Annotated in this window: 17 protein-coding genes; 7 read left to right on the top strand and 10 right to left on the bottom strand. The window is 71.2% G+C overall.

Annotated elements, in window-relative coordinates:
• Positions 1-75 precede the first annotated feature (75 nt).
• From HH311_RS29550 to HH311_RS29540, 3 genes are all read left to right on the top strand, one after another.
• Positions 76-2,724 carry a LuxR C-terminal-related transcriptional regulator gene (locus HH311_RS29550; RefSeq protein WP_169187314.1) on the top strand — a complete coding sequence of 883 codons (2,649 nt, stop codon included), beginning with the start codon at positions 76-78 and terminating at the stop codon, positions 2,722-2,724.
• A 351-nt stretch (positions 2,725-3,075) separates the two neighbouring features.
• The gene (locus HH311_RS29545; protein WP_169187313.1) at positions 3,076-4,080 is read left to right on the top strand and encodes a hypothetical protein; all 1,005 of its coding nucleotides are present in this window, start codon (positions 3,076-3,078) and stop codon (positions 4,078-4,080) included.
• Positions 4,081-4,131: 51 nt separating this feature from the next.
• Entirely contained in the window at positions 4,132-4,449 is a 318-nt protein-coding gene (locus tag HH311_RS29540; RefSeq protein ID WP_282439775.1) for an HAD family hydrolase, read from the top strand.
• Between the two features lie 306 nt (positions 4,450-4,755).
• On the opposite strand, the gene HH311_RS29535 is transcribed toward HH311_RS29540, so the two are convergent.
• From HH311_RS29535 to HH311_RS32960, 3 genes are all read right to left on the bottom strand, one after another.
• On the bottom strand, positions 4,756-5,004 hold the full coding sequence (locus tag HH311_RS29535; RefSeq protein WP_169187311.1) for a hypothetical protein: 249 nt from the start codon (positions 5,002-5,004) through the stop codon (positions 4,756-4,758).
• A 6-nt stretch (positions 5,005-5,010) separates the two neighbouring features.
• On the bottom strand, positions 5,011-5,337 hold the full coding sequence (locus HH311_RS29530; RefSeq protein WP_169187310.1) for a DUF6247 family protein: 327 nt from the start codon (positions 5,335-5,337) through the stop codon (positions 5,011-5,013).
• Between the two features lie 513 nt (positions 5,338-5,850).
• Complete coding sequence (locus HH311_RS32960) at positions 5,851-5,985, bottom strand: hypothetical protein (protein ID WP_282439773.1); 135 nt, start codon at positions 5,983-5,985, stop codon at positions 5,851-5,853.
• An 834-nt stretch (positions 5,986-6,819) separates the two neighbouring features.
• On the opposite strand from HH311_RS32960, the gene HH311_RS29525 reads away from it, so the two are divergent.
• Complete coding sequence (locus tag HH311_RS29525) at positions 6,820-8,433, top strand: protein kinase domain-containing protein (RefSeq protein WP_169187309.1); 1,614 nt, start codon at positions 6,820-6,822, stop codon at positions 8,431-8,433.
• A gap of 893 nt (positions 8,434-9,326) precedes the next feature.
• Here HH311_RS29525 and HH311_RS33640 read toward each other — a convergent pair.
• Positions 9,327-9,911 (bottom strand): PASTA domain-containing protein, encoded by a 585-nt coding sequence (locus HH311_RS33640; RefSeq protein WP_169187308.1) that lies wholly within the window; start codon positions 9,909-9,911, stop codon positions 9,327-9,329.
• A 384-nt stretch (positions 9,912-10,295) separates the two neighbouring features.
• Entirely contained in the window at positions 10,296-10,532 is a 237-nt protein-coding gene (locus HH311_RS29515; RefSeq protein ID WP_169187292.1) for a hypothetical protein, read from the bottom strand.
• Here HH311_RS29515 and HH311_RS29510 point away from each other — a divergent pair.
• On the top strand, positions 10,458-11,177 hold the full coding sequence (locus HH311_RS29510) for an LLM class flavin-dependent oxidoreductase (protein ID WP_396027472.1): 720 nt from the start codon (positions 10,458-10,460) through the stop codon (positions 11,175-11,177). The genes HH311_RS29515 and HH311_RS29510 overlap by 75 nt on opposite strands.
• An 833-nt stretch (positions 11,178-12,010) precedes the next feature.
• Positions 12,011-14,890, top strand: a complete 2,880-nt coding sequence (locus HH311_RS29505; RefSeq protein ID WP_169187307.1) for an AAA domain-containing protein — start codon at positions 12,011-12,013, stop codon at positions 14,888-14,890.
• Positions 14,891-15,002: 112 nt separating this feature from the next.
• Here the strand turns inward: HH311_RS29505 and HH311_RS29500 are convergent, their stop codons facing one another.
• On the bottom strand, positions 15,003-15,767 hold the full coding sequence (locus HH311_RS29500; protein WP_169187306.1) for a hypothetical protein: 765 nt from the start codon (positions 15,765-15,767) through the stop codon (positions 15,003-15,005).
• Positions 15,768-16,297: 530 nt separating this feature from the next.
• On the opposite strand from HH311_RS29500, the gene HH311_RS29495 reads away from it, so the two are divergent.
• The gene (locus tag HH311_RS29495) at positions 16,298-17,380 is read left to right on the top strand and encodes a hypothetical protein (protein ID WP_169187305.1); all 1,083 of its coding nucleotides are present in this window, start codon (positions 16,298-16,300) and stop codon (positions 17,378-17,380) included.
• Between the two features lie 299 nt (positions 17,381-17,679).
• Here the strand turns inward: HH311_RS29495 and HH311_RS29490 are convergent, their stop codons facing one another.
• The 4 genes from HH311_RS29490 to HH311_RS29475 are packed head-to-tail and all read right to left on the bottom strand — an operon-like array spanning position 17,680 to position 24,541.
• Entirely contained in the window at positions 17,680-18,918 is a 1,239-nt protein-coding gene (locus HH311_RS29490; protein WP_169187304.1) for an amidohydrolase family protein, read from the bottom strand.
• The gene (locus tag HH311_RS29485; RefSeq protein WP_169187303.1) at positions 18,915-19,748 is read right to left on the bottom strand and encodes an SAM-dependent methyltransferase; all 834 of its coding nucleotides are present in this window, start codon (positions 19,746-19,748) and stop codon (positions 18,915-18,917) included. Before HH311_RS29485 ends, HH311_RS29490 begins: the two co-directional genes overlap by 4 nt.
• A 45-nt stretch (positions 19,749-19,793) precedes the next feature.
• Positions 19,794-22,937: a carboxyl transferase domain-containing protein gene (locus HH311_RS29480; protein ID WP_169187302.1), complete on the bottom strand. Its 3,144-nt coding sequence runs from the start codon at positions 22,935-22,937 to the stop codon at positions 19,794-19,796.
• On the bottom strand, positions 22,934-24,541 hold the full coding sequence (locus HH311_RS29475; protein WP_169187301.1) for an AMP-binding protein: 1,608 nt from the start codon (positions 24,539-24,541) through the stop codon (positions 22,934-22,936). Before HH311_RS29475 ends, HH311_RS29480 begins: the two co-directional genes overlap by 4 nt.
• Between the last annotated feature and the right edge of the window lie 18 nt (positions 24,542-24,559).

Genomic DNA, 24,559 nt, shown 5'->3' with positions numbered 1-24,559 from the left:
CCGGACGGCGACGAGGCCGCTCGTGCCTCGTTCGGCGGGTAGGCGGGTCACGCTGGGTGGAGCACCATCGGTCGCATGACCGAGGGGGTCCGGTCGCCGACGGCGTTCGTGGGACGGACGGCGGAGCTCGCCGAGCTGTGCCGGCGCGCCGGGGTCGAGCGGCTGGTGACGGTCGTGGGGCCGGGCGGCGGCGGCAAGACGCGGCTGGTGACCGAGGCGGTGCCCGCGCTGCCCGCGCCCGTGGTGGGCGTGGTCGAGCTGGCCGCGTGCGCGCCCGGGGACGACCTGTGGACGACCGTGCTCGACGCGTGCGGCATCCGCGACGACCCGACCCGCGCCCCGGCCGATCGGTTCGCCCACCGCGTCGGCGACGACGAGACGGTCCTGGTGCTCGACAACTGCGAGCACGTCCGCGACGCGGCGGCCCGCCGGGTGGTCGAGCTGGCCGACGCCTGCCGCGGCCTGCGGGTGGTCGCGACGAGCCGGGTGTCGCTGGGTGTTCCCGGCGAGGCGACGCTGGCGGTCGAGGGACTCCCCGACGACGAGGCCGCGGTCCTGTTCCTCGACCGCGCCCGCCGGGCGCAGCCGGCCCTGCCCGGGGGCGAGGAGACCGACCACCGCGTCCGGCGGATCGTGCGGGCCCTCGACGGGCTCCCGCTGGCCCTCGAGCTCGCCGCCGCCCGCGCCCGTGGCCTGCCGCTCGCCGCGATCGAGGCCGGCATGACCGACCGGCTCGCGTTCGTCGCCGCACGCTCCGCCGCGGGCCGCGACGTCCGGCACCGCTCGCTGCAGGCCTGCCTCGCGTGGAGCACCGCCCTGCTCGACGAGCGGGCCCGTGCGGGCCTGGCCGCCCTCGCCGTCGTCGAGGGCCGGTGCTCGCTGGAGGCGGCTGTCGCGGTCGTCGGCGAGCCCGGTGCGGTCACGGCGCTCGAGGAGCTCGTCGACCACTCCCTGGTCCGCTTCCGCCCCGACGACGCCACCTACCTCGTCCTCGAGACGGTGCGCGACCACGCCCGCGAGGCCGCTCCGGACGAGGTCCCGGCCGCGCACGCTCGGCTGGCCCGCTGGGTGGCGGACCTCGCCGCCGCCGCGCGCCCGGCGCTCGAGCACGCGGACCTCGACGTGCTCGCCCGGCTCGACCGCGACGCCGCGGCGATCCGGACGGTGCTCGCCCACGCCGGCACCGGCCCCGCGCTGGACGCCGCGGCCGACGTCGTCGCCGACCTCGCCTTCTGGTGGTCGCTGCGCGGCCGCTGCCGCGAGGGCCACGAGGTGGCGGGCCGCCTCGCCGCGGCCCTCCCGGCACCGACCCCGCGGCTGCGGTGGGCGCACGCCTTCCAGGCCGTCTACGCGGGCGACCTGGTCGGGGGGCTCGGGCTGGCCGCCGAGCTCGCCGAGGACGCCACGGCCGACGACGACGTGCGGGCCCGCGCCCTGATCCTGCTCGGGATGGCCCAGGCGTTCGACGATCCCGCGGCGGCCGCCCCGTCCGTGGAGGCGGCGGTCGCGCTGGCCCAGGGCGCGGGCGACCGGTGGGGCGTGGTGGAAGCGCTGCAGGTGCTGGCCTACACCCACATCTGGCGCGGGGACCACGCCGCCGCCGTCGCCTGCGCCGACGCGGCCCTCCCCGCGCTCACCGAGCTCGGGCACCACCAGTTGCGCGCCTGGGACGCCGCCATCCGCGCCGAGGCCGCCCGCCTGCGCGGCGACGTCGACGCCGTCCGCCACCACGGGCGGGCCGGGTGGACGCTGGCCGTGACGGTCGGCGAGCCCGTGAGCGCCAGTGGTGCCCTCGCCCCGGTCGTCCGCGCGCTGTGCCGCACCGGGGAGCACGCCGAGGCGGCCCGGCTGACGACGCGGCACGCGGCCTTCCTCGACGAGCACCCCGGCCTGGGGACGACGGAGATCCTGGACCTGTGCCGCGCGCACGTCGCGCTGTGGGCCTCCCCCGCCACCGCCACCGACCTCGCCGCGGCGCTCGTCGACGGGGCCGAGCAGGCCGGGCTGGCGCTGGTGGCCGCCGAGGCCGGCGGGGTGGAGGCCGTCGCGGCCCTCGCGGCGGACGACGTCGCGCGGGCCCTGGCCGCGGCCGACCGGACCCACGACCGGGCCCGCGCCGTCGGCGCCCACGACACGTGTCTGGTGGCCGGGCTGGCGCGGTGCGTGGCGCGGCAGCGGAGCGGGGACGCGGCCGACGTGCTCGCCGAGGCCCACGACGTCCTCGCCGCCGCCCACGCGTCCGGCTACGCCCCGATCGTCGTGGACGCCCTCGACGTCGTCGCGGCCCTCGTCCTCGACGCCGGCCGCCCGACGGACGCGGCCCGGCTGCACGCCGCCGCCGCGGCCGCCCGCGACCACCGCGGCTACGTCCCCTCGCCGCTGACCCGCCCCCTCGTCGACGCGGTCGGCCGGGTGGTCCTCGACGAAGACGGCCTCGCCCGCGCTCGTGCCGACGGCGCGACGCTCGACCTCGACGCCGCGGTCGCCTACGCCCGGCGCGCCCGCGGGGCTCGCGGACGCCCGAGGAGCGGCTGGGACAGCCTCACCCCGACCGAGCGCGACGTCGTGGCCCTGGCCGCACGGGGCCTGCGCAACCAGGCCATCGCCGACCAGCTGCTCATCGGGATCGGGACGGTCCGCACCCACCTGCGGCGCATCTTCACGAAGCTCGACCTCACCTCCCGCGCGGAGCTGGCCGCCCTCGCGGTGCGCCGCGGCCTCTGAGTCCCACGGGGGCGGCCCGACCCCGATGGTCGCAACGACCCGACCCCGACGGAGCAGACCGCACGGCAGCCCGCCCGATCCACCGGTGTGCGGAGCATCCCGTCGACATGCGGATGTCCGAATCCTGGGCCGCGCGAGTGAGCGCACTCAACAATGCGGGCGGCCCCTGGGACAATGGAACGACGAGCCGGTCGTCGCCGACGGTGGGGGGCAACAATGGAGAGCAACGGCGACGGGACGACCCTGACGGACGGGCGGGAGCCCGAAAGCACGCCGACCGATCTCGAAACGGATCCCGCCGCGGGAGAGCGCGATACGCCGGACGGGTCACCCTCGGTCCACGACCTGATCGTGGCGTACCAGCGGAAGGACCGCAGTCGGTACCGGAAGCTCAAGGCTGATTTCGTCCGGGAGAACGGCACGATCCGGGACGAGTACATCGCCGTCCGTTCGCAGAGCGGGGTCTACCTCACCGACCAGAAGGGCGACATCCTGCGGTGGCGGCACAGCTACCGCATCCAGGCCTACTACGCGAGAGCCCTCAACCCCGCGCTCGACGACGCCGTCCGGAAGACCCGGTTCGAGGAGAGCCGCTGGCAGCCGGTCCTCAGCGGCCGCTCCGAGGAGATCGTCCTCACCCAGCTGTTCTCGCTGATCGCGTCGCTGTTCCGGGTCCAGGACCTCGAGCGGGGCGTCGCGCCGACCCGGGAACAGCAGACGATGATCGCGACCACCGCCGCGGACGTCCTGGCCTACGTCCCCGTCCTCCAGCGGTTCGCCGCGGGCCTGGCCCGGCGGGCGACCCTCCAGGCGTACTTCTTCGGCATGCTGGTCGGGGTCGCGGTCGCCGCGACGGTCATCTGGTGGTTGTCGGTGCCCGCGAGGCTGACGCTGGGCACCATTCCGCTCAGCCTCGTGGGCGTCTGCGCCGCCGCCGGCGGGGTCGGAGCGGTCATCAGCGTCATGGTGCGTGTCACCAACAACGAGAACCTGAACATCGATTACGAACGAGGGCGCATCATCGCGTTCCTCGTCGGCGTGTTCCGCCCCCTCATCGGCGCGGTGTTCGGCGGGATTCTCCTGATCTTCCTGAAGAGCGGGCTCATCGCGATCACCATCGCGCCGGCCACGATCCAGGACATCACGCTGTTCTACGTCGCCGTCGGATTCCTGGCGGGTTTCAGCGAGCGGTGGGCCCAGGACACGATCGTCAACAGCGCTCCGGCACTCCGGGCCCGGACGCGCTCCCCGGACGGGGAAGACGGGGTGCCGCCGCACGACGCCGAGGCCGGGCACCGAGGACGGGAGGGCGAGGACCACTCCCGGTCACCGGGCTCCACGTCCTCGGGCAGTTAGGGTCCGTCCCGGACCACGGAGGGTGCGGTCGGGCGGCGTCGACGGACCACGCTGTCCGCGACCGACCTCGACGGCACCCTGCTCGCGCCGGGCGGGGTGCTCACGCCCGGGGACCGGGAGACGCTCGAGCGCCTGGTCCGGGAGCGCGGGCTCCTGCTGACCTATGCGACCGCCCGCTCCTTGCGGCACAGCGCACCCGTCGTCGGGACGGAGATCTGGCGGCTTCCGGTGATCGTCCACAACGGGGCCTTCAGCGTCGACCCCCGCTCCGGCCGCCCGCTGCGCACCCACCTGATCGCCCCCGAGGCCGTTGCGGCGCCCATCGCGGCGAGCACGCGCCAGGGCCTGTCCCCCGCCGTGTTCGCCTAGGCGACGGGCTCGATCGCGTGCAGTGGATCCGCGGCACCGAGACGTCCGCGCTGAGCCGGTTCCTGGCCGACCGGCCCGACGACCCCCGCTTCACCCCCGTGTCCGCGGCGTCGGAGCTGGCGACCGCGGGCGTCTTCGCGGTCGCCGTGATGGGCGCCCCAGAGCCGTCTCCCAGGACGCCCACCGTCCCGAGGACACAGAGCAAGGCCGTTCAGGTGCCACATCCCCGTCACGCGGCCGACCGCGAAGTTGTGTGCGCCGCCGAGCAGGAAGTCATGGACACGAGCGCCGTTGGCCTTCGTGACTTCAGATAGCAGTGAGCTGCACCAGCGTGACCAGGCGGTCGCGCTCGATGATCCCGAACACCAGCAGACCCCGTCCCGACGCGAAAGACGCTGCTCGGAGTCCGCCCGGTCTCGCCTGGTTGAGGGGCTCCCCGACGGTCCACGGGGACACCTCCAGGGCCGTTCTCACCTCGGCGAACGCGGCGAGGAGATCAGTCGGGAGGTCGGCGACGACGACCTCGACCTCGTCGAGGACCTGGAGGCGGTACACCGACGGTCAGATGCCGGCCCGGGCCCTGGTCACGGCGAGCGGTTCGTCTTCTGGTGGGACCTCACCGGTGGCGAGCTCGGCACCGAAGCGCACGGTGCGTCGCCAGCCTGCGGGGTCGGTCTGCAAGACCGCGATGCGACGCCACTGCTCGACGACCGAGTGGACCGGGCTCAGGTCGAGGCTCTCGCGTGCCTCGTCCAGTGCCGCGGTGTACTCGGCGAGGAACCGGTCTCGATCGTCCTTGTCGAGCCAAGCCCGGATGACGGCTGGGGTTGCCCCAGGCAGGAGCGGATGCTGCTCGGGGCCCTCGGCGGGGCGTGCCCGGCTGCTCATGCGCCTACCGTACCGCCCGCCAAGCGGCCGAAGGGCTGACCGAGTGGGCACTGTGCCTGACACTCAGAGGCGGCAGGCAGCGATGGCAACCGCTAAGGGCAGCCCGCCGCACAGCCTCGTATCCGCACATCGCCGAGATCGCCCCGTTGCCGCGATAAGCGGGATTATCGTGGCACCGACATGCGTACTCAGCCGACGGCGAGACCACTGCGATCTCTACGGTATGTGGGATCCAGGTCCGCGAGCCAACCGCGGGGCCGCTGATGCACTGCTCCTTCGAGCAGGGCTTATGAGCTGAACGGACCTCGGCTTGAGGCCACGGGGCACATCTGCTCACTAGACAGGAAGCAATACTCTGCACCGCGATCACACCCTGCCTCCACGGGCACCGCTACACGATCAGCTGTCAGGCGACGCGGTCTGATGACCGTCGAGCCAGACGTCGAGTCGCACCGCGACGCATGCGCAAAGCGAGCACCGGGAACCGTCCTCGCCCTCGCTCGCGGACAGGGGTCAACCCATACAGTAGGTGGCGGTCGGGGTCGTGCCATCGCACGCGTCGGCGCGCAGATCGTGGGACTGGCTGGCTGCTGCCACACCGAGCGCACCGGTGGCCAGAGATCCAGCCAGCACCGTGCCGACGATCATCGATCGGATCGTTCTCATGAGGGAACATCTCCTTTCGCCGTCCGACGCTATCAGCGTTCAGACACCTCGCACTACGCCGAATGGCCGCAGGTGTTCATCGACTGTGGCGCCGTGGTCGTGGGCACCCCATCATCCTCTGGTGATCGATCTCGAGGTCCGGTTCGGTTCGCGGCGGTGGTCGCTTGGAGACGGGGGGCGCCTCACGTTCGGGCGCGGTGCGGACCGCGACATCCAGCTCGGGAACGACCCGGAGGACCGGGACGTGTCTCGGGCCGCGGGAGTCGTGGTCGTCACCGACGGCTTGTGGGCCGTGCGCAACGAATCGGCATCTCGCCGACACCTCCTCGAGCCGCGGCCCGGGCCGACGGTCGAGGTTGAGCCCGGCGCGACCGTGGGCCTCCCCGTTTCACTTGCCTATGTCCATGTTTATGGCCGCGGAACTGTCTATACTATTAGATTGAACCATCGGCCCATTGGCCGGCCTACCGAGGACACTCCGCCGATCGCGGCTCCCGGAACCCCGACACGCACGCCGCCCGATGTTCTCGGGAGAGAACTAGAGATCGTTGCCGCATTGTGTGAGCCACTGCTTTCGCAAGCGGGCACGGAGGCGCGTCCGGCAACGCACGCGGAAGTGGCAGCGCGGTTGGGCGTAACTCAAGGATATGTCGCGCGTCGGATCAGTGCTCTACGCTCGCGACTGCTTGGCGAAGGAGAATCGGACCTTGCCGTCGAGGATGAGTCCGCCCAGGGCGCGTCCGCTTTGCTTGCCGCGTGGGCGATCCGCAGAGGAGTCGTGTCGGCCCAGACTCTCGCAGTGCTTCCGGCGCGCCGATGAGCGAGACCTTCGAGCCGACGTCGGCATCTGGTCCGCAGGAGGAGGTCGGGGGACAAGGGGACTGGATCGCGCGTCCCGACGAGCTTGAGGCCTACAGGATCGTGGGGCGCCCGGTGGCGGGCGGGGAAGGCTGGACCTACGAGACAGTCTATCGCCAGGGTCAGAGGCGGGCAGTCAAGCAGCTTCGTCGGCCACCTCAGGCCGGTGCCGAGTGGCCATCGACGAGCGACCTGGCCCGCTGGCAGGACGTCATGACGGCCTTAGCGACTGTGGACAACGAGCACCTAGTGCGGGTGCTCGAAGTTTTCGCCGGTCCCCCTCCACGACCTGCCGGCACTCGCGCGGCCGCAGGAGCCCGGCGATACGCCTACGTGGTGATGGAGTGGTTGGAGGGCTCGACGCTCGAGAATCTGCTGAGGAACGGCGAGATCGATCGCGTAGAGGCCGTTAAACATGTCTACGAGCTTGCCTCGGCGGTCTCCGCCCTTCACTCCTCCACGCAGATGGACGGAACACCGCTGATCCACCTCGATATCAAGCCGGCGAACTGCGTGGTGACTGCCGATCGCGGTCTCGTCCTCGTGGACATCGGGACAATGCGGCTCTTGGGTGAAGGCCCGGACCCACGGCGACCGCGTTCTCTCGGATACACGGCTCCTGAGTACACGAGGGCTCCTGAACGAAGCCCGGCTCCGGCTGCAGACCACTACGCGCTAGGCGCGGTGACTTATTTCTGCCTCGTCGGAGAGGTTCCGCCAGGCGATATGGACTCGGCGGCGGTACGGGCGAGCGCGAGACAGCGAGTCGAGAGGGCAGCCGCCGAGATCAAAGTCCCGCGCACTCGCCTGGGCGATCTCGTGATGGGAATGCTCGCCGCGGATCCCGCGGACCGCTCCTCGCCGGCACCAGCCGAGCTGCTGGAAGCGATCACCCCGGAACGCCGGCGGCGGCGAACGCTGATGCTCGTCGCGGGTGCCGCCGTCATTGGGGTCGTTCTCGCGTTCTCGCTCGTGATGGGCAACGAAGGGGGTACTTCTTCGACACCCGTTTCAAGCGTCCCGAACTTGGCCCCTTTCGGCGCCTCCCACGCGAGCTTCACGGCACGACAGGCGGGGGACTCGCTCCAGATCTCGCCGCCGTTGGGGACGAATCGCTACGACTTCCTATGGGGTATGAGCACTGGCCCCGGCCTAGTCGCCTGCGGGTCGGTGGTGGACTTTGATGTCACCATGGACCCGTCGGCGGATCGCGAGAGCGGCTTCGGAGTCGGTGTCGCGCCGCGTAGTAGTATCGACGCCGATCAGCCGTCTGGTTCGTCTGTGCAGTACGAGTGGGTGCCCAGATCGGTGAGCAGTACCCCGGGGTCACGCATACGCCCTGCACTTCTTCCTGGCGGCGCTTGGAACGCCCGAACCCAACCGGTGATGGCTCCCGACGTTGGCGCGACCCATCACGTACACGTAATCGGCGAGGGGAAGGGGCTGGAGATGACCGTTGACGGCGTCCGCGCGAGCTACGACGTACCGAGGGTGGAGTGCGGCGGCGTCGCCATCCGCGCCTGGGGAACCTCGATGACGATTAGGAACCTACGGATCAAGCTGTCCGCGTGATCTTGCGCCGCCATGTCTGGTCATGGAGCCACGGGAGCCGGGCGTCGGCCATGAGCGACCGACGCCCGGCGTACTCCGATGGCCAGGCCTCACCAAGCGGCAGCGCAACCACCGGCAGCACCGGCGAGGCCGCCGGCCGCGCCCCCAACCGCGGCGCCAACTGGGCCGCCGACGGCGGCGCCGCCCGCGACGCCGGTGGCGCCTACCCCGGCTGCGCCGACGACACCGCCTCCGATGCAGTGCGTGATGCGGTCGCGGTGGTCGTTAATGCTGCCACCACGACAACCGGAGCCCTTCCCGTGCCGAGTGCCAGTGATGCACCAGGCTGGCAACGCGGCCGACGCCTTTGTCGACACAGGTGTATGGGCCGTGAGGTCTGCGGGGGCGTCGGCGAATGCCACTCCGCCGCTCAGGACGCTGAAGAGCGCCACGCCAGCCGCTCCGAGCGCGAACCGGCCAATGCGCCCGACACGCCCGGGGTTAGCCTGCTTGTGATTCGACGGCCGATCGGTCTCGCGGGTAAGCCCGCGGGACGACGAGACGAGGTCGTTGAGCTGGTCATTTGTCATGAGAGGGAGTCGACCAGTGAACAGGCCGTAGCGGAGGGGGCCGTGGCCCCTTGACTGCGTCATCTATGAGCTGATATATGCCGGTCAGTCACTCGCCAGCCATGGCGGTCGGAGCCATGCCAGCGTTGGGCCCAGCACCCATCTCGCGCCTCTTCGAGCTTGAGCATTCTCTCACCCGAGCGAGGGAGTGATAAGGGGAGTTATCACGGTTCGGCCTGCCCGGGTAGAGATCGCCTCGGCAATCTGAACCGCCGACTAGGCCCGGACCTCTGCCCATGTGGTCGTGGGTCAGACAAACCCCGTGGGGGACAGAACTCCGGTTCGCTAGCTGCACACGTGGATGTGTCGTCCTCCGACGCATGCGTGAACGTGGGGGTGCGGGATGTAGTGGTGCCCGCTGCCGGAGTCGTCGTTTCCGGAGCTTGTGTCGGTGTCGGTCGCCGCGGTCGGCGGCGGGTTCGAGCCAGTATCCGACATGTGCAGGACGACCGGTCCGTCCTCGGGTTCCAACGCGGTCCCCGCCGCTGGTTCCTGCGACACTATCGTTGCGGTCGGGTCCGAGCCGTCGTCATCGGTCGTGGGATGCGACTCGGGATAGACGGCAACCAGAACGTTCAGATATTGCTGGGAGGTCAGCCCGACGAGGTTCGGCATCAGCTTCGGCGCTGCGGCCGGCTCCGCAACAGCAGGGCTTACCATGGCTGGGCTGGCCGTCGCGACCGGAGCTTGCACCGACCCACGATGGTTCACCGCGCCGATCAGCGCGATGATCAGGCTGAACAGCGTGACGGCGACGAAAGTCCCGCCGATGGCTTTGCCCAGCGAAACCGGAGCTTTCTGGTTATTCACAGCCGGACCATCGATGGATGGTGCGGCGCCGCTACCGGTGTGAGGTTGCTGTTCGGTCACGGGCCCCGTCCGCAGACGACGCCACGAGTCCCCGAGCGAGTCGCTACTGCGCCGGAGAGGTCGACCTGAGCGGGCCGGCGCCCTTCAGCCCGAAGGAAGGCTCGCGTAGCCGGCCGCCGTCGCGGGCCTAATCAGCGGCCAGCTCGTCGATTAGCGACCACGAGACGCTCGACGTCCCGCGATCGCCGCGCGGATGGTCTGCAAGGGCGCGGCGCCCGCGACACGCTCGCCTCCTACCGCCACAACTGAAGGTATCGTGGCATTGACCAGCGGGCGTAAGGCTCGGTCGTGACGAGCCGGCAGGTCTGCTCGGCTTCCGTCGGCAACGGCGCTTCACCCGAGGGCGTGGCGACGACGATCGGGGCGGCTCGTGGCGCCCTGCGCTCAGAGCTGGTCGACCACGCGACCTCGCGGCCCGATCGGCCCCCAGCTACCGGTCGGCGCGGTACCCGTGCCGAAAAATGTTCCGCGCCCGTCGGCTTGGCGGGTGCCCGCGGGGCCCGTGGACCCGAGCCACGCCAGCATGGCCGCGCACCCGACGAGCTCGTGGGCCGTGACCTCGGCGCGGACCGCCCCGACCCGCTGGGCGTCGGCCAGGAACCCCTCGGTCGCCGCGACCATCTCCTGGCACGCGAGGCCGAGTGGCGTGGGCTCCGGTACCTGACCGGAGTCACGAAGGTGCCCGGCGTCCACGCCTATCCGCACCGAAGCGCCGGTGTCCCGCTCTACATCCTCGGCTCCTCGCTCTACGGCGCGCAGCTCGCCGCGTACCTCGGCCTGCCCTACGCCTTCGCCTCCCACTTCGCTCCCGAGGCCCTCGAAGAGGCAGCCCGGACCTACCGCGACCGGTTCGACCCCTCCGGCCCCCTCGCCGGCCCGGACGCGACCCCGCACTTCGTCGCCGCGGCCAACGTCATCGCCGCCGACGACGCCGACACCGCCACCGAGCAGTACCGCAAGACCGAACTGGAGTGGCTGCGCTCCATCCTGGGTAGCGGCCAGGACCTGACCGACGATCAGCTCGTCATGCTCCGGGACCACCCCCAGGGACGACTGCTCGGCATGCTGCGCCGCACCCTCGTCGGCACCGGCCCCGAGGTCGTCGCCGCACTCGACGCCCTCGCCAAGGAGGTTCAAGCAGACGAACTCATCGTCGTCAACGGCGCCACTGAGGAGCCGCACCAGCACCGCACCCTCGAGCTCCTCGCCCCGGACGCGGACTGGCGAGACCGCGACCAGCCCGCGCTTGCCGCCGCGGCGGTCTGACCGACCCCCTGCCCCGCAGATGCGAATCCATAACGCCGAGGCATTCACGCAGCAAGCATCGGAACAACTGGCGGGGCTTCGCTATGCTTCGCCTGGCGCAAAGCGAGACTTGTAACGTCCCCTCAACATCAGGGAACGAGCTGCTCCGATGCCGCGATAACTAGGCCTATCGCGGCATCACGTGCGGCATGGCGTCCCAATCCCGTCTGCAAAGTGCGCGAGCGAAGGCCACGCTGCCTTGGGCAGTGCTGCCAGCCGGCGGCTGGACGAACCCTTGGCGCTAGACGGACCTGGAGCGAGCCCTCACGCTTGGTGTCTGGAAGCGGCTGCTCGTCGTCGTTGTGCTTCGCGATCGTCGTGCCCTCACTCGCCTGGGTGAGCCGCGGCCTACGGCCGACAACGGGGTCCCTGGGTGGCTGCGGCGCTAGACAGTGGCGTTCCGCAACCGGGCGGGATGTCGGGGGTGTCGTTCACACTGCTGATACGTCTTCACGACGGGGTCTGATGACGCATGCTCGAGTCGGCGTTTCGGGCCACGAGGGGAGGTTGGGGTGGGCGAGCGGACCATCACGTTGAACTTCGACGGCCGGTGCCGCGCCTGCGGTGCCAGGTTGTCCGCGGGTCAGCGGGGTCGCTGGAGTCCCGATACCGGCGGCGTGCGCTGTGTGTCCTGCCCGAGCAGGGCCCCGCGCTCGCCCCACCCACAGGTGCGGCCGCTTGCGTCGACGGTGCCACCACCTCGACAACCGCGGTCGGAGGAGCGACCGCGGACCGCCCCAGCACCGTGCGGTCGCGGGGAACGCGGAGGGCGCCGAGACGGCGAAGACCATCGTGTGTGGCCCACCCTGCTGGGCTATCACCACGAGGCGGTGCGCCGCGACAGTGCGTGCGCTCCAGTCCCCCTCGCCCATCGCGGCGACTGGTGGGTGCCGCTGGCGGAGACCCGCGAGACGATCGTGACCGGCCGCGGCGACGACCTCGAGCCCAGCGCTGCCCTGGCCGGCTTGTTCGACAAGCTCAGGCCCAATGAAGAGGTGTTCGTGGGCTGGCCGTTGCTAGTCCTGTCTGACTTGCGGGGTCAGCGCCAAGTGGCGCCGCTGTTCATGACGCGGCTCGAGGCCCCGTACACACCCGGCGGTCACCCGGTCGCGGCCGACGACAACCCCTACCTCAACCCCGCGATCACACTCGGCGGCGAGTTCTTTGCTATGGGGGTGATCGCGGAGGCCGAGTCCCACGTGCCGCCCTCCGGACTGCTGCCTTTCACCGACCCTCAAGCGCTGGCCGGGCTGGCAACCCGCATGCTGGACGCCCTCGGGCTCGGCCCGGTCGACCTCGACATAGACCACCTCGATCAGACACCCCCACGCGAGGTCGGGGTGTACAACGCGTTGGTTGCGGTCCGAGGCGAAGGGGGCGGGCCTACCGCGGGACTGCTCGAGGAGCTCTCGGATCTGCGGTGGCGCGACGACTGGCACAGGACCGCAGCCCGATGGCTGATTGAGTCCGCACCGGCCGAGGACGAGCACGCCAGCACCAGCACACCGCTATGCCCTGCCCCGTTGCAGCCGCTCAGCGACGGCCAGCAGCAAGCCGCGGCGATGGCCGCTACCGCCCGGTTGACCGCCGTCAAGGGCCCGCCAGGCACCGGCAAGAGCGAGCTGGTCGCCACCATCGTCGCCGACGCCTGGGAACGCGGGGAAAGCGTGCTGGTGGCCTCGACCAACAACGGTGCGGTGAACGTCGCCGCGGACCGCTGCCAGAAGATCGACGATGGTCTCCTGATCCGTACAGGCAACAAGTCGGTGCGCGAGGCTCTGCCCGAGGTCCTCGAGCAGCTCGCCGAGCGCGTCCCTGACCCCGCCCCGTCGCCCGAGATTACCCGTCGCCGACTCGACATCGCCGACGGCCGTCGCCGCGCGATCATCGAGGCAATCGCCGAGCGCTCTCGCCTCGACGCCGCCTTGGCTCAGGCCGCGTTAGACCGCGACGAGACCGCCATCCTCCTGTGGGGCCAGCCCCACCCGCCGGCGGCCGTGGCTGGGCAGTACGGCTGGGCGCTGCGTCGGGCGCGGCGCCTCGAGGTCGCCCCGCGGCTGTTTCCGCGGTGGCGCCTCAACCAACTACGCCGCGCGGTCGCTGCGAGCAACGACGCCGTCGAGGCGAGCGATGTGGTGGCGTGGGCTCGGACCGCGCATCGGTTCGACGAGCTGCACGAGCAGTACGACGCGCTCGGCCCCGACAAGCCGGACGAGACCTACGCCGAGCTAAGCGCCGCGGGCCAGGAATTGGGCGCGGCCAGCCGGGCGGTGCTTACCCCGAAGGTGCAGGAGTCGCTGCGGGCCGCGGCCGTCGCCCTGCGCCAGCTGGCGCGCGTGCGGACCGGTGACCGCGCCGCCCGCGTCGCCGCGACCGGAGAGGCCCTCGCCGCGGGTGCCCGCGGCTGGGCCTGCACCGCCCTATCCATCCGCGGGAACTTTCCGCTGCGCGCCGGCCTGTTCGACCTGGTCGTCGTCGACGAGGCCAGTCAGTGCGGCGTCGCCGACCTCATTCCACTGGCCTACCGGGCCAGGCGGCTGGTCGTGATCGGCGATCCCAACCAGCTCGCTCCCGTCGTCACCCTCACCGGGGTCCAGCTCCGTGCATTGGCCGCAGCCGCCGGGGCTAGCCACGACCAGTTAAGGGCCAATGGGCTCTCCGCGGCTGACTCCGCCTTCGCCGCAGTGACCACGTCCAGCCGCAAACCTGGCCCGCCGGCACCGTTCCTGCTCGACGAGCACCGACGTTGCCACCCCGAGATTGCTGCATTCTGCAACGACCAGTTCTACGGCGGGACCCTGCAGATCCTCACCGACACCAACGATTTTGAGGGCGAGCCGCGTGGACTCACCGTCCTTCCGGTCACCGGCGCCCTGCAACGAGGCCCCAATGGGGCCTCGTGGGTAAATAACGCCGAGGTCAACGCCACGGTCGACTGGCTGACTGCCCATATAGAGACGGCCGACTCAGTCGGTGTGGTCACCCCCTACAAAGCGCAGCGGCAGGCCATCGAGGACGAACTCGCCAGGCGCGTCGGCCACAAGACTGCCGCGACGGTGGCGGTCGGCACGGTGAACACCTTCCAGGGCGACCAGCGCGAGGTGATGCTGTTCTCACCGGTCCTGACCGACCAGGCGTCCGACCGGGCGGTTCGGTGGATCGAGGACAACCGTCGCTTGATCAACGTCGCGGTCTCGCGGGCCCAACGAGCTCTGGTCGTGGTCACAGACCCCGACGCGGTACCCGGGCTGGCGGCCCCAACCCTCGTCGCGCTGCTCGACGCGGCCAGCCGCAACACGGACGCTGCCGCCACCACTGACCTGGGCCACCGGTCCGTGCCCGCCGACGAGCGCACCAGGCTACTGCACTCGCGCGCCGAGACCGCGCTCTACACCGCGCTGCGGGCATGGGAAGTGCCCGTCGACCTCAAGCCCGTCGAGCAGGGCTACGAACTCGACTTCGCCCTTCACACTCCAAACGGGCCGGTCGACATCGAATGCGACGGCATCCACCACCACGACGCACGCGGCCGGCAACGACGCCAAGACCTCGCGCGAGACGCCATTCTGAAACGCGCCGGCTGGCAGGTGCTGCGATACCCGTCTTGGCGCTGCCTCCTCGTTCCGGACAACGTTGCCAACGACATCATCACCGCCACAGGGCTATTTCGATGAGCACGGGCCCGGCCGTCGAGCTCGCCTGCAGCCCTTCTCGCGGCGGAGCTGGTTGCGGTCAGAAGCCGCTCTCAGCCCAGTAGCTCGGGCCATACTTGCTCCGCCTCCCCAGTCAGCCCGCTCCGGGCAGGCGATCACGGTTCATAGGGAAGCGCGTTCGTTCCGGATCGAGCAGGTCGAGCAGGTCGACAAGCACCCGTTGGACCCGGACGAGGCGGGGAGGAACCATATCGAGCACGGTCAGCTCAGCATCCAGGCGATCGAACCATCGTGCGAAGTGCTGGTCCCCCTCGAGCGCCGAAACGAATGAGGCGTAGCCACGCGTTCGAGTAGGCCCGGCCGCGGGCGTGTCGACCATAAGTTCCCCAATCGCTCGCTGCTCACCGCGATAGAGATAGAAGCCGTCGCCCATACCAAGACGGCTGGAGTTCTCCGCCCACGAGTCTCGGACAGCCTCTAACGCCCACCTGACCCTGCGGGTGGCTTCCGCTGAGCCAAGGTCGAGGAACTGGACCTCCCTCCGCACGATTTCGAACCAACCCAACAGGTCCGCGATCACGAAGAGCGTGCTCGTCCGGTAGTAATCAAGGTCGCCGTCCCCTCGGAATCCACCGGAGATGTTGAACAGTCGGCTTTGCAAGTCGAACACCGCTTGTGCGACGGGCTTGCTGTAGGTGGCCATCACCTCTGCGGCTCGAGTGTGCTGAGTGGCGGCATCCCGCTGCGTTGCAAGCGAGGATTGTAAGCGCTCGAGCTTGGCCTGCTGTGCAGCCGTGCTGACCTGCAAACGTGCCGCCGCACGCCGCCGAGACAGCTCGATCGCGAGCGAGCTCGTTAGCGAGGCCAGTGCAGCGATGACTGCCACGATCACGGCCACGGTGGGGGACGGCACAGCGGACATTGTGCTATGCACGTTCTGCCGACCTTCGCGCCGGACCGCCTCAACTCCTCACGGTCGGGTAGACAAGCCCGTGGCAACGAGGTAGTTCCAGAAGGCCGCTCGCCGAGAGCCCCAGAGACAGGCATCGCGCCGCCTACCGACCCGCACCCTCCGCAGATGCATCTATACCGGCCCTATCGCGGGATTGGGGCCGGGAGCCCCTACGGGCCGCAGCTGACAGGACATCTTGCAGGGGCAGACTCGCTCTGGACTGAAGGTCGCCGACCTCCATTAGGCGTAGGTAGGCCGCCCTGAGTAGTCATGGCCACCACGTTCACTCAAGGTCCGCCCGATTGGCGGCTTGCGCCCGCAATCGGCTAATCCTCATCGACACTTCTCCTTTCGGAGCATACTCGAACCACTTCGCTGTTATTTAGCTCAAGCACTAGCGGCCAAGCCCTCAAGACCGTAGATCTGGTTCGCGATAGCCTGCAACTCTCCGGCCAGGCAGGGAGATGATCTGTTCCGTGGTGCGCAGTCAACACTATAAGAATTGCGAAGAGGCGCGCCTCCACCAGTGTCGGTGCACCTGGTGTGGAGGCGCACTACACGGGTGGATTGGATGGATCGACCTCACGCGGGAGGCGCAGGGATCCTCAGAGCGCGAAGAAGAACTACGCGATCGAGCAGAGACCGAGTGGAAACGATACAAGGACCCCAGTCGGCGACGCCGTAGACGTCGACAACTTCGTGAGCAGGTCGTTGACCGGGTTCGGCTCGACCTCGTCCGATGGCTAAAGGGACGTCCTCAGCCAGACCTCGTTCCCTCGCCGCGACTCGGACAAACGCCTCGTCGTCGACTAGACGACGCCGGCGACGAGAGCGCGTCGACGAATACGACCGCCACCGACCCCAACCTCCCTCGACAGCCGACCCCAGAGTCAGCGGCAGAGCACATAGGAGGCCCAAGGCTCCCAGACCTGCAAGGAGCCGGTTCCCCGCCTTCCACCAGTCTGAGCCTCGCCGACCATGCCGAGGCCCTCGCCGACACCGTCGCACGCAAGACCTGGGACGACCTCAAGGACGAGCCATACCTCGCGGACCCAGAGGTTCGCCGTGCCCTCGCGAATCACTTCTGGTGCAGCCTGTTCTTGGCGTTAGCTCAACTCGTCTCGGAGTTTCAGGAGACGCTGGATAAAATCCCGTCGACGGCCAAGAGCACCATTAAGGAGCTGCTCCGTCCGGGCAACAGGAACTCCGGCCTTGATGCGTTGCTTACGGACTTGGTCATCGACAAGACCATCGATCAGGCCTGGAGCAACCTGCAGACCGCCCTCACAGCAGGCTCGCCTCTCCTCACCATGGCGACCTCGAAGCAGACCGTCCAGGCCTTCCAGCTCCTCGCGGTATTCAGCTGCCCGAACCCCGACAAGCATCAAGCCGTCCGGCTCCAAGCCATCAACCCGCTCGCGCGGGACGTCGCGGGAGCCGTCACTGACGAAGCCAAGGAACGACTCCTCGACGTCTTCCAGGACCAGATCGATGACGCCCGACCCGAGTTCGCGGCTGGGAGCCCCGTCCCAGGTCGACGCGTTGCGGGCGCGCCGTAGCCACTTGCGACTCCGCTCAAGTCGAGCGGCCGTAGTCGCGGAGAACTGCTTTGGCACCGTTTACGTCACAACGACTGCAGGGACGGGCGTACCGCGCATGCTGGCTGCGACGCGATCGTGTCGCTGAGCAGCACAGATGCTGTGGCGGTCGACCGACGGAGTCGTGAACCTCGTCCACTGGGACCAGGAGTCGTGGTGCCGCGATAACCGGGCTTATCGCGGCACTTAGCTGGTTGGTCGGCTGACGAACCGTGCTCGTGTGGCCGCGATGCTCGTGCCGGCGTTGACGGTCGGTGGACCTACCCGAGGGCGTCCACGGCACCGCTGACCAGCTCCCCGGCCCGCCACACCGCGACCGGCCCGCGGCGCGTGAGCACCGCGAGGTCGTCGAGGGGGTTGCCGTCGACGACGAGCAGGTCGGCGTGGGCGCCGGGCGCGACGGTGCCGAGCTCGCCCCGGCGCCGGAGCAGCGCGGCGCCGACGGTCGTGGCCGAGCGCAGCACGTCGGCCGGGCTCTGCACCTCGCGCCGAAGTGTGAGCTCGTGCAGCTGTTGGGACTGCAGGCTCCCGAGCAGGTCGGTGCCCAACGCGATCGGCACACCGTGGCGGTGGGCGGTCTCGAGTCCGCGGAACCCGTCGTCGCGCACCTCGAGGATCTTGGCGATGCTCGCGGGCGGCATGCCGGCCGCGGCGCCGTCGCGGGCCAGCGCGTCGTAGGTGACCAGGGTGGGGACGAGGAACGCGTCGTGCTCGGCGAAGCGCGGCGCGGTGTCGTCGTCGAGGAAGTTGCCGTGCTCGATGGTGCGGATGCCGTGCTCGAGCCCGCGGCGGATCGCCCGCGGGGTGTAGGCGTGCCCGGCGACGTAGCGGTCCGCCGCCCGGGCCTCCTCGACGATCGCGTCGAGCTCCTCGCCGGAGAACTGGGTGCTGTCGATGCGGTCGGTCGGGCTGGCCGCCCCGCCGGAGAGCATGGCCTTGAGGTGGGTGGCGCCCTTGCGCAGCTCGTCGCGGGCGGCCCGGCGGACCTCGCTGACCCCGTCGCAGATGCGACCGAAGTCGGGGCAGCAGTAGGGGTCGTGGCGCGACTGGTCGCCGGGCTGCCGGACGTCGCCGTGGCCGCCGGTCTGGGAGAGGGCCTTGCCGGCGTGGAACAGGCGCGGTCCGGTCACCAGACCCTGCTCCAGGGCCATCACGAGCCCGTGGTCGGCGCCGCCGCAATCGCGGGCCGAGGTGACGCCGCGCGCGAGCATCGCCCGCAGCTCAGCCGCGGCGTGCAGCGTCGTGAACGACCACGGCAGGCGCGGCAGCGCCGAGAGGTCGGCGGTGGCCGCGGTGACGTGCACGTGCGCGTCGATCAGCCCGGGCATCAGGGTGCGCCCGGCCAGGTCGACCCGGCGGGCACCGGAGAAGTCGACGTCGTCCCCGCCCACCTCGCTGACCACCCCGTCGACGACGAGGACCCGCCGGTCCCCGCTCACCGTCGCGGTCTCGGGATCGAGCACCGCGGCGTGGGTGAACAGCCAGGCGGGGGCGGTCAAGGCTTGCGGCCGACCCCGCCCGCGATGCAGCGCTGGGCCGGGGCGAGCGGCTTCACGAGGGGGCCGTCCGGCCACCAGGTGGCGCAGACCGCGACGCCGGGCTCGACCATCTCGAGGCCCGGGAACAGCCCCTGGATCTCGTCCATCGTCCGGAACACGCCGCTACCCATCGGGCTGTGGACGAACACGTCCTCCATCCGGCGGGCGAGCGCGCTGTCGTCGTCCTCGGGGTCGTAGAAGTGCGCCACGACCACGTAGGAGCCCGAGGGCAGGGCCTCGACGAACTCGGCCATGATGTCCTGCGGCGAACGCGTCGGGTCGTCGTAGTGGTGGATCGTGCCGTTGTGGATGAGCACGATCGGCTCGTCGAAGTCGAGGAACTCGCGGACGGTCGGGTCGGTGAGGACGCTCGGCGGGTCGAAGATGTCCGCCGCGGTGAATACCGTCTGCTCGTTGTCCTCGAGCAGCGCCCGCCCGTGCACGATCACCGAGGGGTCGTTGTCGACGTAGACCACCCGCGACTCCGGCCGCAGCCGCTGCACCACCTGGTGGGTGTTCTCGGCGGTGGGCAGCCCGGACCCGCAGTCCAGGTACTGGACGACGTCGGTCTGGCTGGCGAGGAACCGGAGCGCCCGGATGAGGAACGCACGGTTGTCGACGGCGAGGAGCTGGACCTCGGGCGCGACCTTGCGGACCGCCTCGATGGTCTGGCGGTCGGCCTCGAAGTGGTCCTTGCCGCCCAGCGCGTAGTCGTACACCCGGGCGATGCTCGCCTTCGAGGTGTCGATCTGGACGGGCGTACGACCGTCTCCGGTCTTCGAGGCGGCCATCGATCGATCCCCACTCACAGCAGTGCGTTCGCCGGACGACTCACCCTAGCGGGTGCCGAGATCGATTCGGTGGCCCGTCGCGGATCCGCGGCGGTCGAGGACCCGCCCGACGACGGCGCGGGTGTCCGCCGGGTCGATCACGTCGTCGACCTCGAAGACCGACGCGACGCTGAGCGCCTTGCCGCGCTCATAGTACTCCGCGACCAGCTCGTCGTACCGGGCGCGCCGCGCGCCGGGGTCGGTGATCGCCTCCAGCTCCTTGCGGTAGCCGAGCCGGACGGCGCCCTCGAGCCCCATCCCGCCGAACTCGCCGCTGGGCCACGCGACCGTCAGCGCCGGGGCCTTGAGGTCGCCGCCGGCCATCGCCATGGCGCCGAGCCCGTAGCCCTTGCGCAGCACCACCGTGACCAGCGGGACCGTGAGCCGGGCCCCGGCCACGAACATGGCGCTGAACCGGCGCACCGTGCCGGTGCGCTCGGCGTCGGGACCGACCATGAACCCGGGGGTGTCGCACAGCGAGACCACCGGGAGCCGTCGCGCCTCGCAGAGCTCGAGGAAACCGGCCGCCTTGTCCGCGGCGTCGCCGTCGATCGCCCCGCCGAGGTGCTCGGGGTTGTTGGCGAGCACGCCGAGCGGCCGCCCGCCGAGGCGGGCGAGCGCGGTGACGACGCCCGCCCCGAACCCGCCGCGGAGCTCGAGGACGGAGTCGGTGTCGAAGAGCGCCGCCAGCACGGGGCGGATGGCGTAGGAGCGCAGCCGGTTCTCGGGCACGAGGTGGCGCAGCCGCCGCGGGTCGTCGTGCTCGACGGTGCCGCGGCTCCCGCCGAAGTACCCCAGCCAGCGACGGGCCGCGTCGACGGCGGCCGCGTCGTCGGCCACGCGCACGTCCACCACGCCGTTGGCCCACTGCACGTCGATCGGGCCGACGTCGGAGGGGGCGACCACGCCGAGCCCGCCGCCCTCGATCATGGCGGGACCGCCCATCCCGAGGCTCGAGTCCTCGGTGGCGATGATCGTGTCGCACGCGCCGGCCAGGGCCGCGTTGCCGGCGAAGCAGTACCCGGTGACGACGGCGAGGGTGGGCACGGTGCCGCGGAGCTCGGCCGCCAGCCGGAACGACGGGACGTCGAGCTGCGCGATCGCGCAGGTGTCGGTGTCTCCGGGCCGCCCGCCGCCGCCCTCGGCGAGGACGACGACCGGGAGCCGCTCGCGCAGCGCGAGCGTGAACAGCCGGTCGGTCTTGGCGTGGTTGTTGACGCCCTGGGTGCCGGCCAGCACCGAGTAGTCGTAGGCGAGCACGGCGACGGGCAGGCCGCCGACGGTGCCGGTGCCGGTGACCAGCCCGTCCGCCGGGGTGCGCGCGATGAGGTCGTCGAGGTCGCGGCGGCGGCGCTGGGCGGCGACGGTCAGGGCGCCGTACTCGACGAGGCTGTCGGGGTCGAGCAGGTCGGCGAGGTTCTCCCGGACGGTTCGCCGGCCCTTGCCGTGGGCCTTCGCGACGGCGTCGGGCCGGGCCTCGTCGCGCCCGACCCGGTGGCGCTCCAGGGTCTCGGCGAGATCGGCGCGGACGTGGTCGGGGTCGGGGGTCGTGTCCTGCGCGGTGAGCTCGGCGGCCGCGTCGGAGGGCTGCAGCCGGGCCAGCACGGTGCCCGGCGACACCGCGTCCCCGACCGCCACGTCGAGCGCGGCGATGCGCCCGGGCCGCGGACTGTGCACGACGTGCTGCATCTTCATGGCCTCGACGACGACGAGCTCCGCGCCGGCGGGCACGAGGTCCCCGACGGCGGCCGACACCGCCACCACGACGGCGGCCTGCGGGGAGACGACGGCGTCGGCGTCCGCGGGCTGCTCGCTCGGTGCCGAGCCGGCGGTGAGCTCGGCGAGGTGGCCGTCGACGAAGCCGGTGTCGAGCGCGCCGAGCTCGGCGCGTCCGAGCAGGGCGTGCAGCAGTGCGGCGTTCGTCGTGACCCCGGCGACGTCGAGGTCGTCGAGCGCCCGCCGGCCGCGGGCGACGGCGCCGGCCAGATCGGCCCCGCGGGTGACCACCTTGGCGAGCAGCGAGTCGTAGCGGGGGCTGACCGTCCAGCCGGGGTAGGCGTGGGTGTCGACGCGGACGCCGGGCCCGGTCGGCGGCCCGAAGCGCTCGAGGGTGCCGACGTGCGGGACCACGGTGCCGTCGGGCTCGACGGTCTCGGTGTTCACCCGGACCTGGACCGCGGTCCCGCGGCTGACCGGGGTCTCGACGAGGCCGAGCGCGCCGAGGGTCGCGCCCTCGGCGATCCGCAGCCCGACCTCGACGAGGTCGAGCCCCGTGACCTCCTCGGTCACCGTGTGCTCGACCTGGATGCGGGGGTTCACCTCGAGGAAGGCGACGTCCTCCCCGGCGACGAGGAACTCGACGGTCGCGAGGCCGCGGTACTCCCCCACCAGCGCGACGGCCATCGCGTGCAGCCGGTCGCGGCCCGGCAGGTCCGGCGCGGGCGCGATCTCGACGAGCTTCTGGCGGCGACGCTGGGCGCTGCAGTCGCGGTCCCCGAGCGCGACCGCCCGGGTGCCGTCGCCGACGACCTGCACCTCGACGTGCCGGGCGCCGGGCAGGTACTGCTCGACGTAGACCGCGCCGTCGCCGAAGGCTGCCTGCGCCTCCGCCGCGCACTCCCGCAGCGCCGTCGCGAGGTCGGCCGGGTCGGCGACGGGACGCATCCCCCGGCCGCCGCCGCCGGCGAGGGCCTTGACCATGACCGCGCCGTGGGCCTCGAGGAAGGCCCGGGCGGTGGCGGGGTCGGTCGGCGCCGCGGTGCCCTCGAGCACCGGCACCCCGGCCGCGCGGGCCCGGTCGCGGGCAGCGGTCTTGCTGCCGAACAGCTCCAGTGCCTCGGCGGCCGGGCCGACGAAGGTGATGCCCTGCTCGTCGCACTCGCGGGCGAGCGCGGGGTTCTCGGAGAGAAAGCCGTAGCCGGGGTGCAGCGCCGTCGCGCCGGTCTTCACCGCGGCGGCCACGACCTCGGCGACGTCGAGGTACGCGGCCGCTCCCGTCCCGGGCAGCCGGACGGCCTCGTCGGCGCGCGCGACGTGCAGGCAGGCCGCGTCGTCGTCGGGGTGGACGGCCACCGTCGGGATCCCGAGCGTCGCGGCCGTGTCGAGGATGCGGACCGCGATCTCGCCGCGGTTGGCGACCGTCAGCTTCACGCGTCGCTCCGGCGCAGCGTGATCCCGGCGGCCTCGCGGTCCCACCCGGTCGCGCCGGTCTCGCGCAGCAGATGCTTGTGGACCTTCTGGGTCGGGGTCTTGGGCAGCTCGTCGAGAAACTCGAGGTAGCGCGGCACCATGAAGTAGGGCAGCCGGTCGATGAGGAACTCGCTCAGCGCGCGGGGGTCGACCACCCGTCCCTCGCGGGGCACGACGACGGCCTTGATGTCGTCCTCGGTCAGCGCGGAGGGGACGGCGACGACGGCGCTCTCGTAGACGTCCGGGTGCTCGTTGATGACCCGTTCGACCTCGAAGCTGGACACGTTCTCGCCGCGGCGGCGCAGGGCGTCCTTCATGCGGTCGGAGAAGAAGAAGCGGCCCGCGTCGTCCTGGCGGAACGCGTCGCCGGTGTGCACCCAGCCGTCGACGAGGGTCTCGGCCGTCTTCGCCGGCAGGCCGTGGTAGCCGCGCATGACCAGCCGCGGGTCCTCGGGGTGGACCCACAGCTCGCCGACGGTGCCGGTGGGCACCTCGGCGCCGTCCGGGTCGACCAGGCGCAGGTCGTAGCCCTCGCGGGCGAAGCCGCACTCGCCGCCGACGACGGTCTCGGGCGGGCCGTTCATCACCGCGCCGACCTCGCTCATCCCGTAGACCGCGGCGAGGTCGATCCCGAAGCGGCGCCGGAAGCCGGCGACGTCGCTGGCGAGCGGCGCCATGATCGCCAGCTCGAGGGGGTTGTCGGCGTCGTCGGGACCCGGCTCGACCTGCTGGAGCAGCTCGGCCATCGCCCCGAGCATCACGGTGACCGTGATGCCGTGCTCGCGGACCGTCGGCCAGAACCGGCTCACCGAGAACGCCGGCTCGAGCACCACCGGGCACCGGTGGATGAGCCCCTGGTAGATGCCGTACCAGAGGCCGGTGAGGTGGAACATCGGCAGCGTGACCAGCAGCCGGTCGCCCCGGGTCGGGCGGGCCTGGTCCTCCCGCGAGCCGTAGGTGTAGGCGTGGGCGTGGGTGATCTCGACGCCCTTGGACAGCCCGGTGGTCCCCGAGGTGTACATGTAGGCCATCAGGTCGCCGGCGTCGGTCGGCGTGACCGGCGCCGGCTCGCTCGCGACGAGCTCGTCGAACCCGACCACCCGCAGCCCGAGCCCGTCGGCCGCCGCGGTGTCGCCCCGCACCACGAGCGTGCGCAGGGCCGTGAGGTCGCCGGCGATCCGGGCGATCCGCTCGACGTGGGAGTCCTCGACCACCAGCGTCGACGCCGCCGAGTCGTTGAGCACGTGGGCGAGGAAGCCGCCCTTGTAGGCGGTGTTCACCGGGACCTCGACCATGCCGCCGAGCCCGAGGCCGGACCACACGTGCGCGGTGTCGAGCGAGTTGTCCAGCAGCGCCGCGACCGGCTCCTGGCGGCCCACTCCGAGCTCGGCCAGCCCGCCCGCGATCCGCAGCGAGCGCTCGTGGCTCTCGGCGGTGGTGTAGCGCGCGGTCCGGTCGAGCTGGGCGAGCTCGTCGGGGACCTCGGCCAGCGCGCGGTCGTACGCCGCGCGCAGCGTCCGTTGCTCGACCGGAGGCAGCGCCCGGCTCGCCACGAACTGGGCCATGGGCTTCCTCCTCGATCG

Origin of the sequence: Actinomycetospora sp. TBRC 11914, assembly GCF_012933465.1 — a bacterium.
Lineage (GTDB): Bacteria > Actinomycetota > Actinomycetes > Mycobacteriales > Pseudonocardiaceae > Actinomycetospora.
This window is presented reverse-complemented; position numbering and strand designations above follow the sequence as displayed.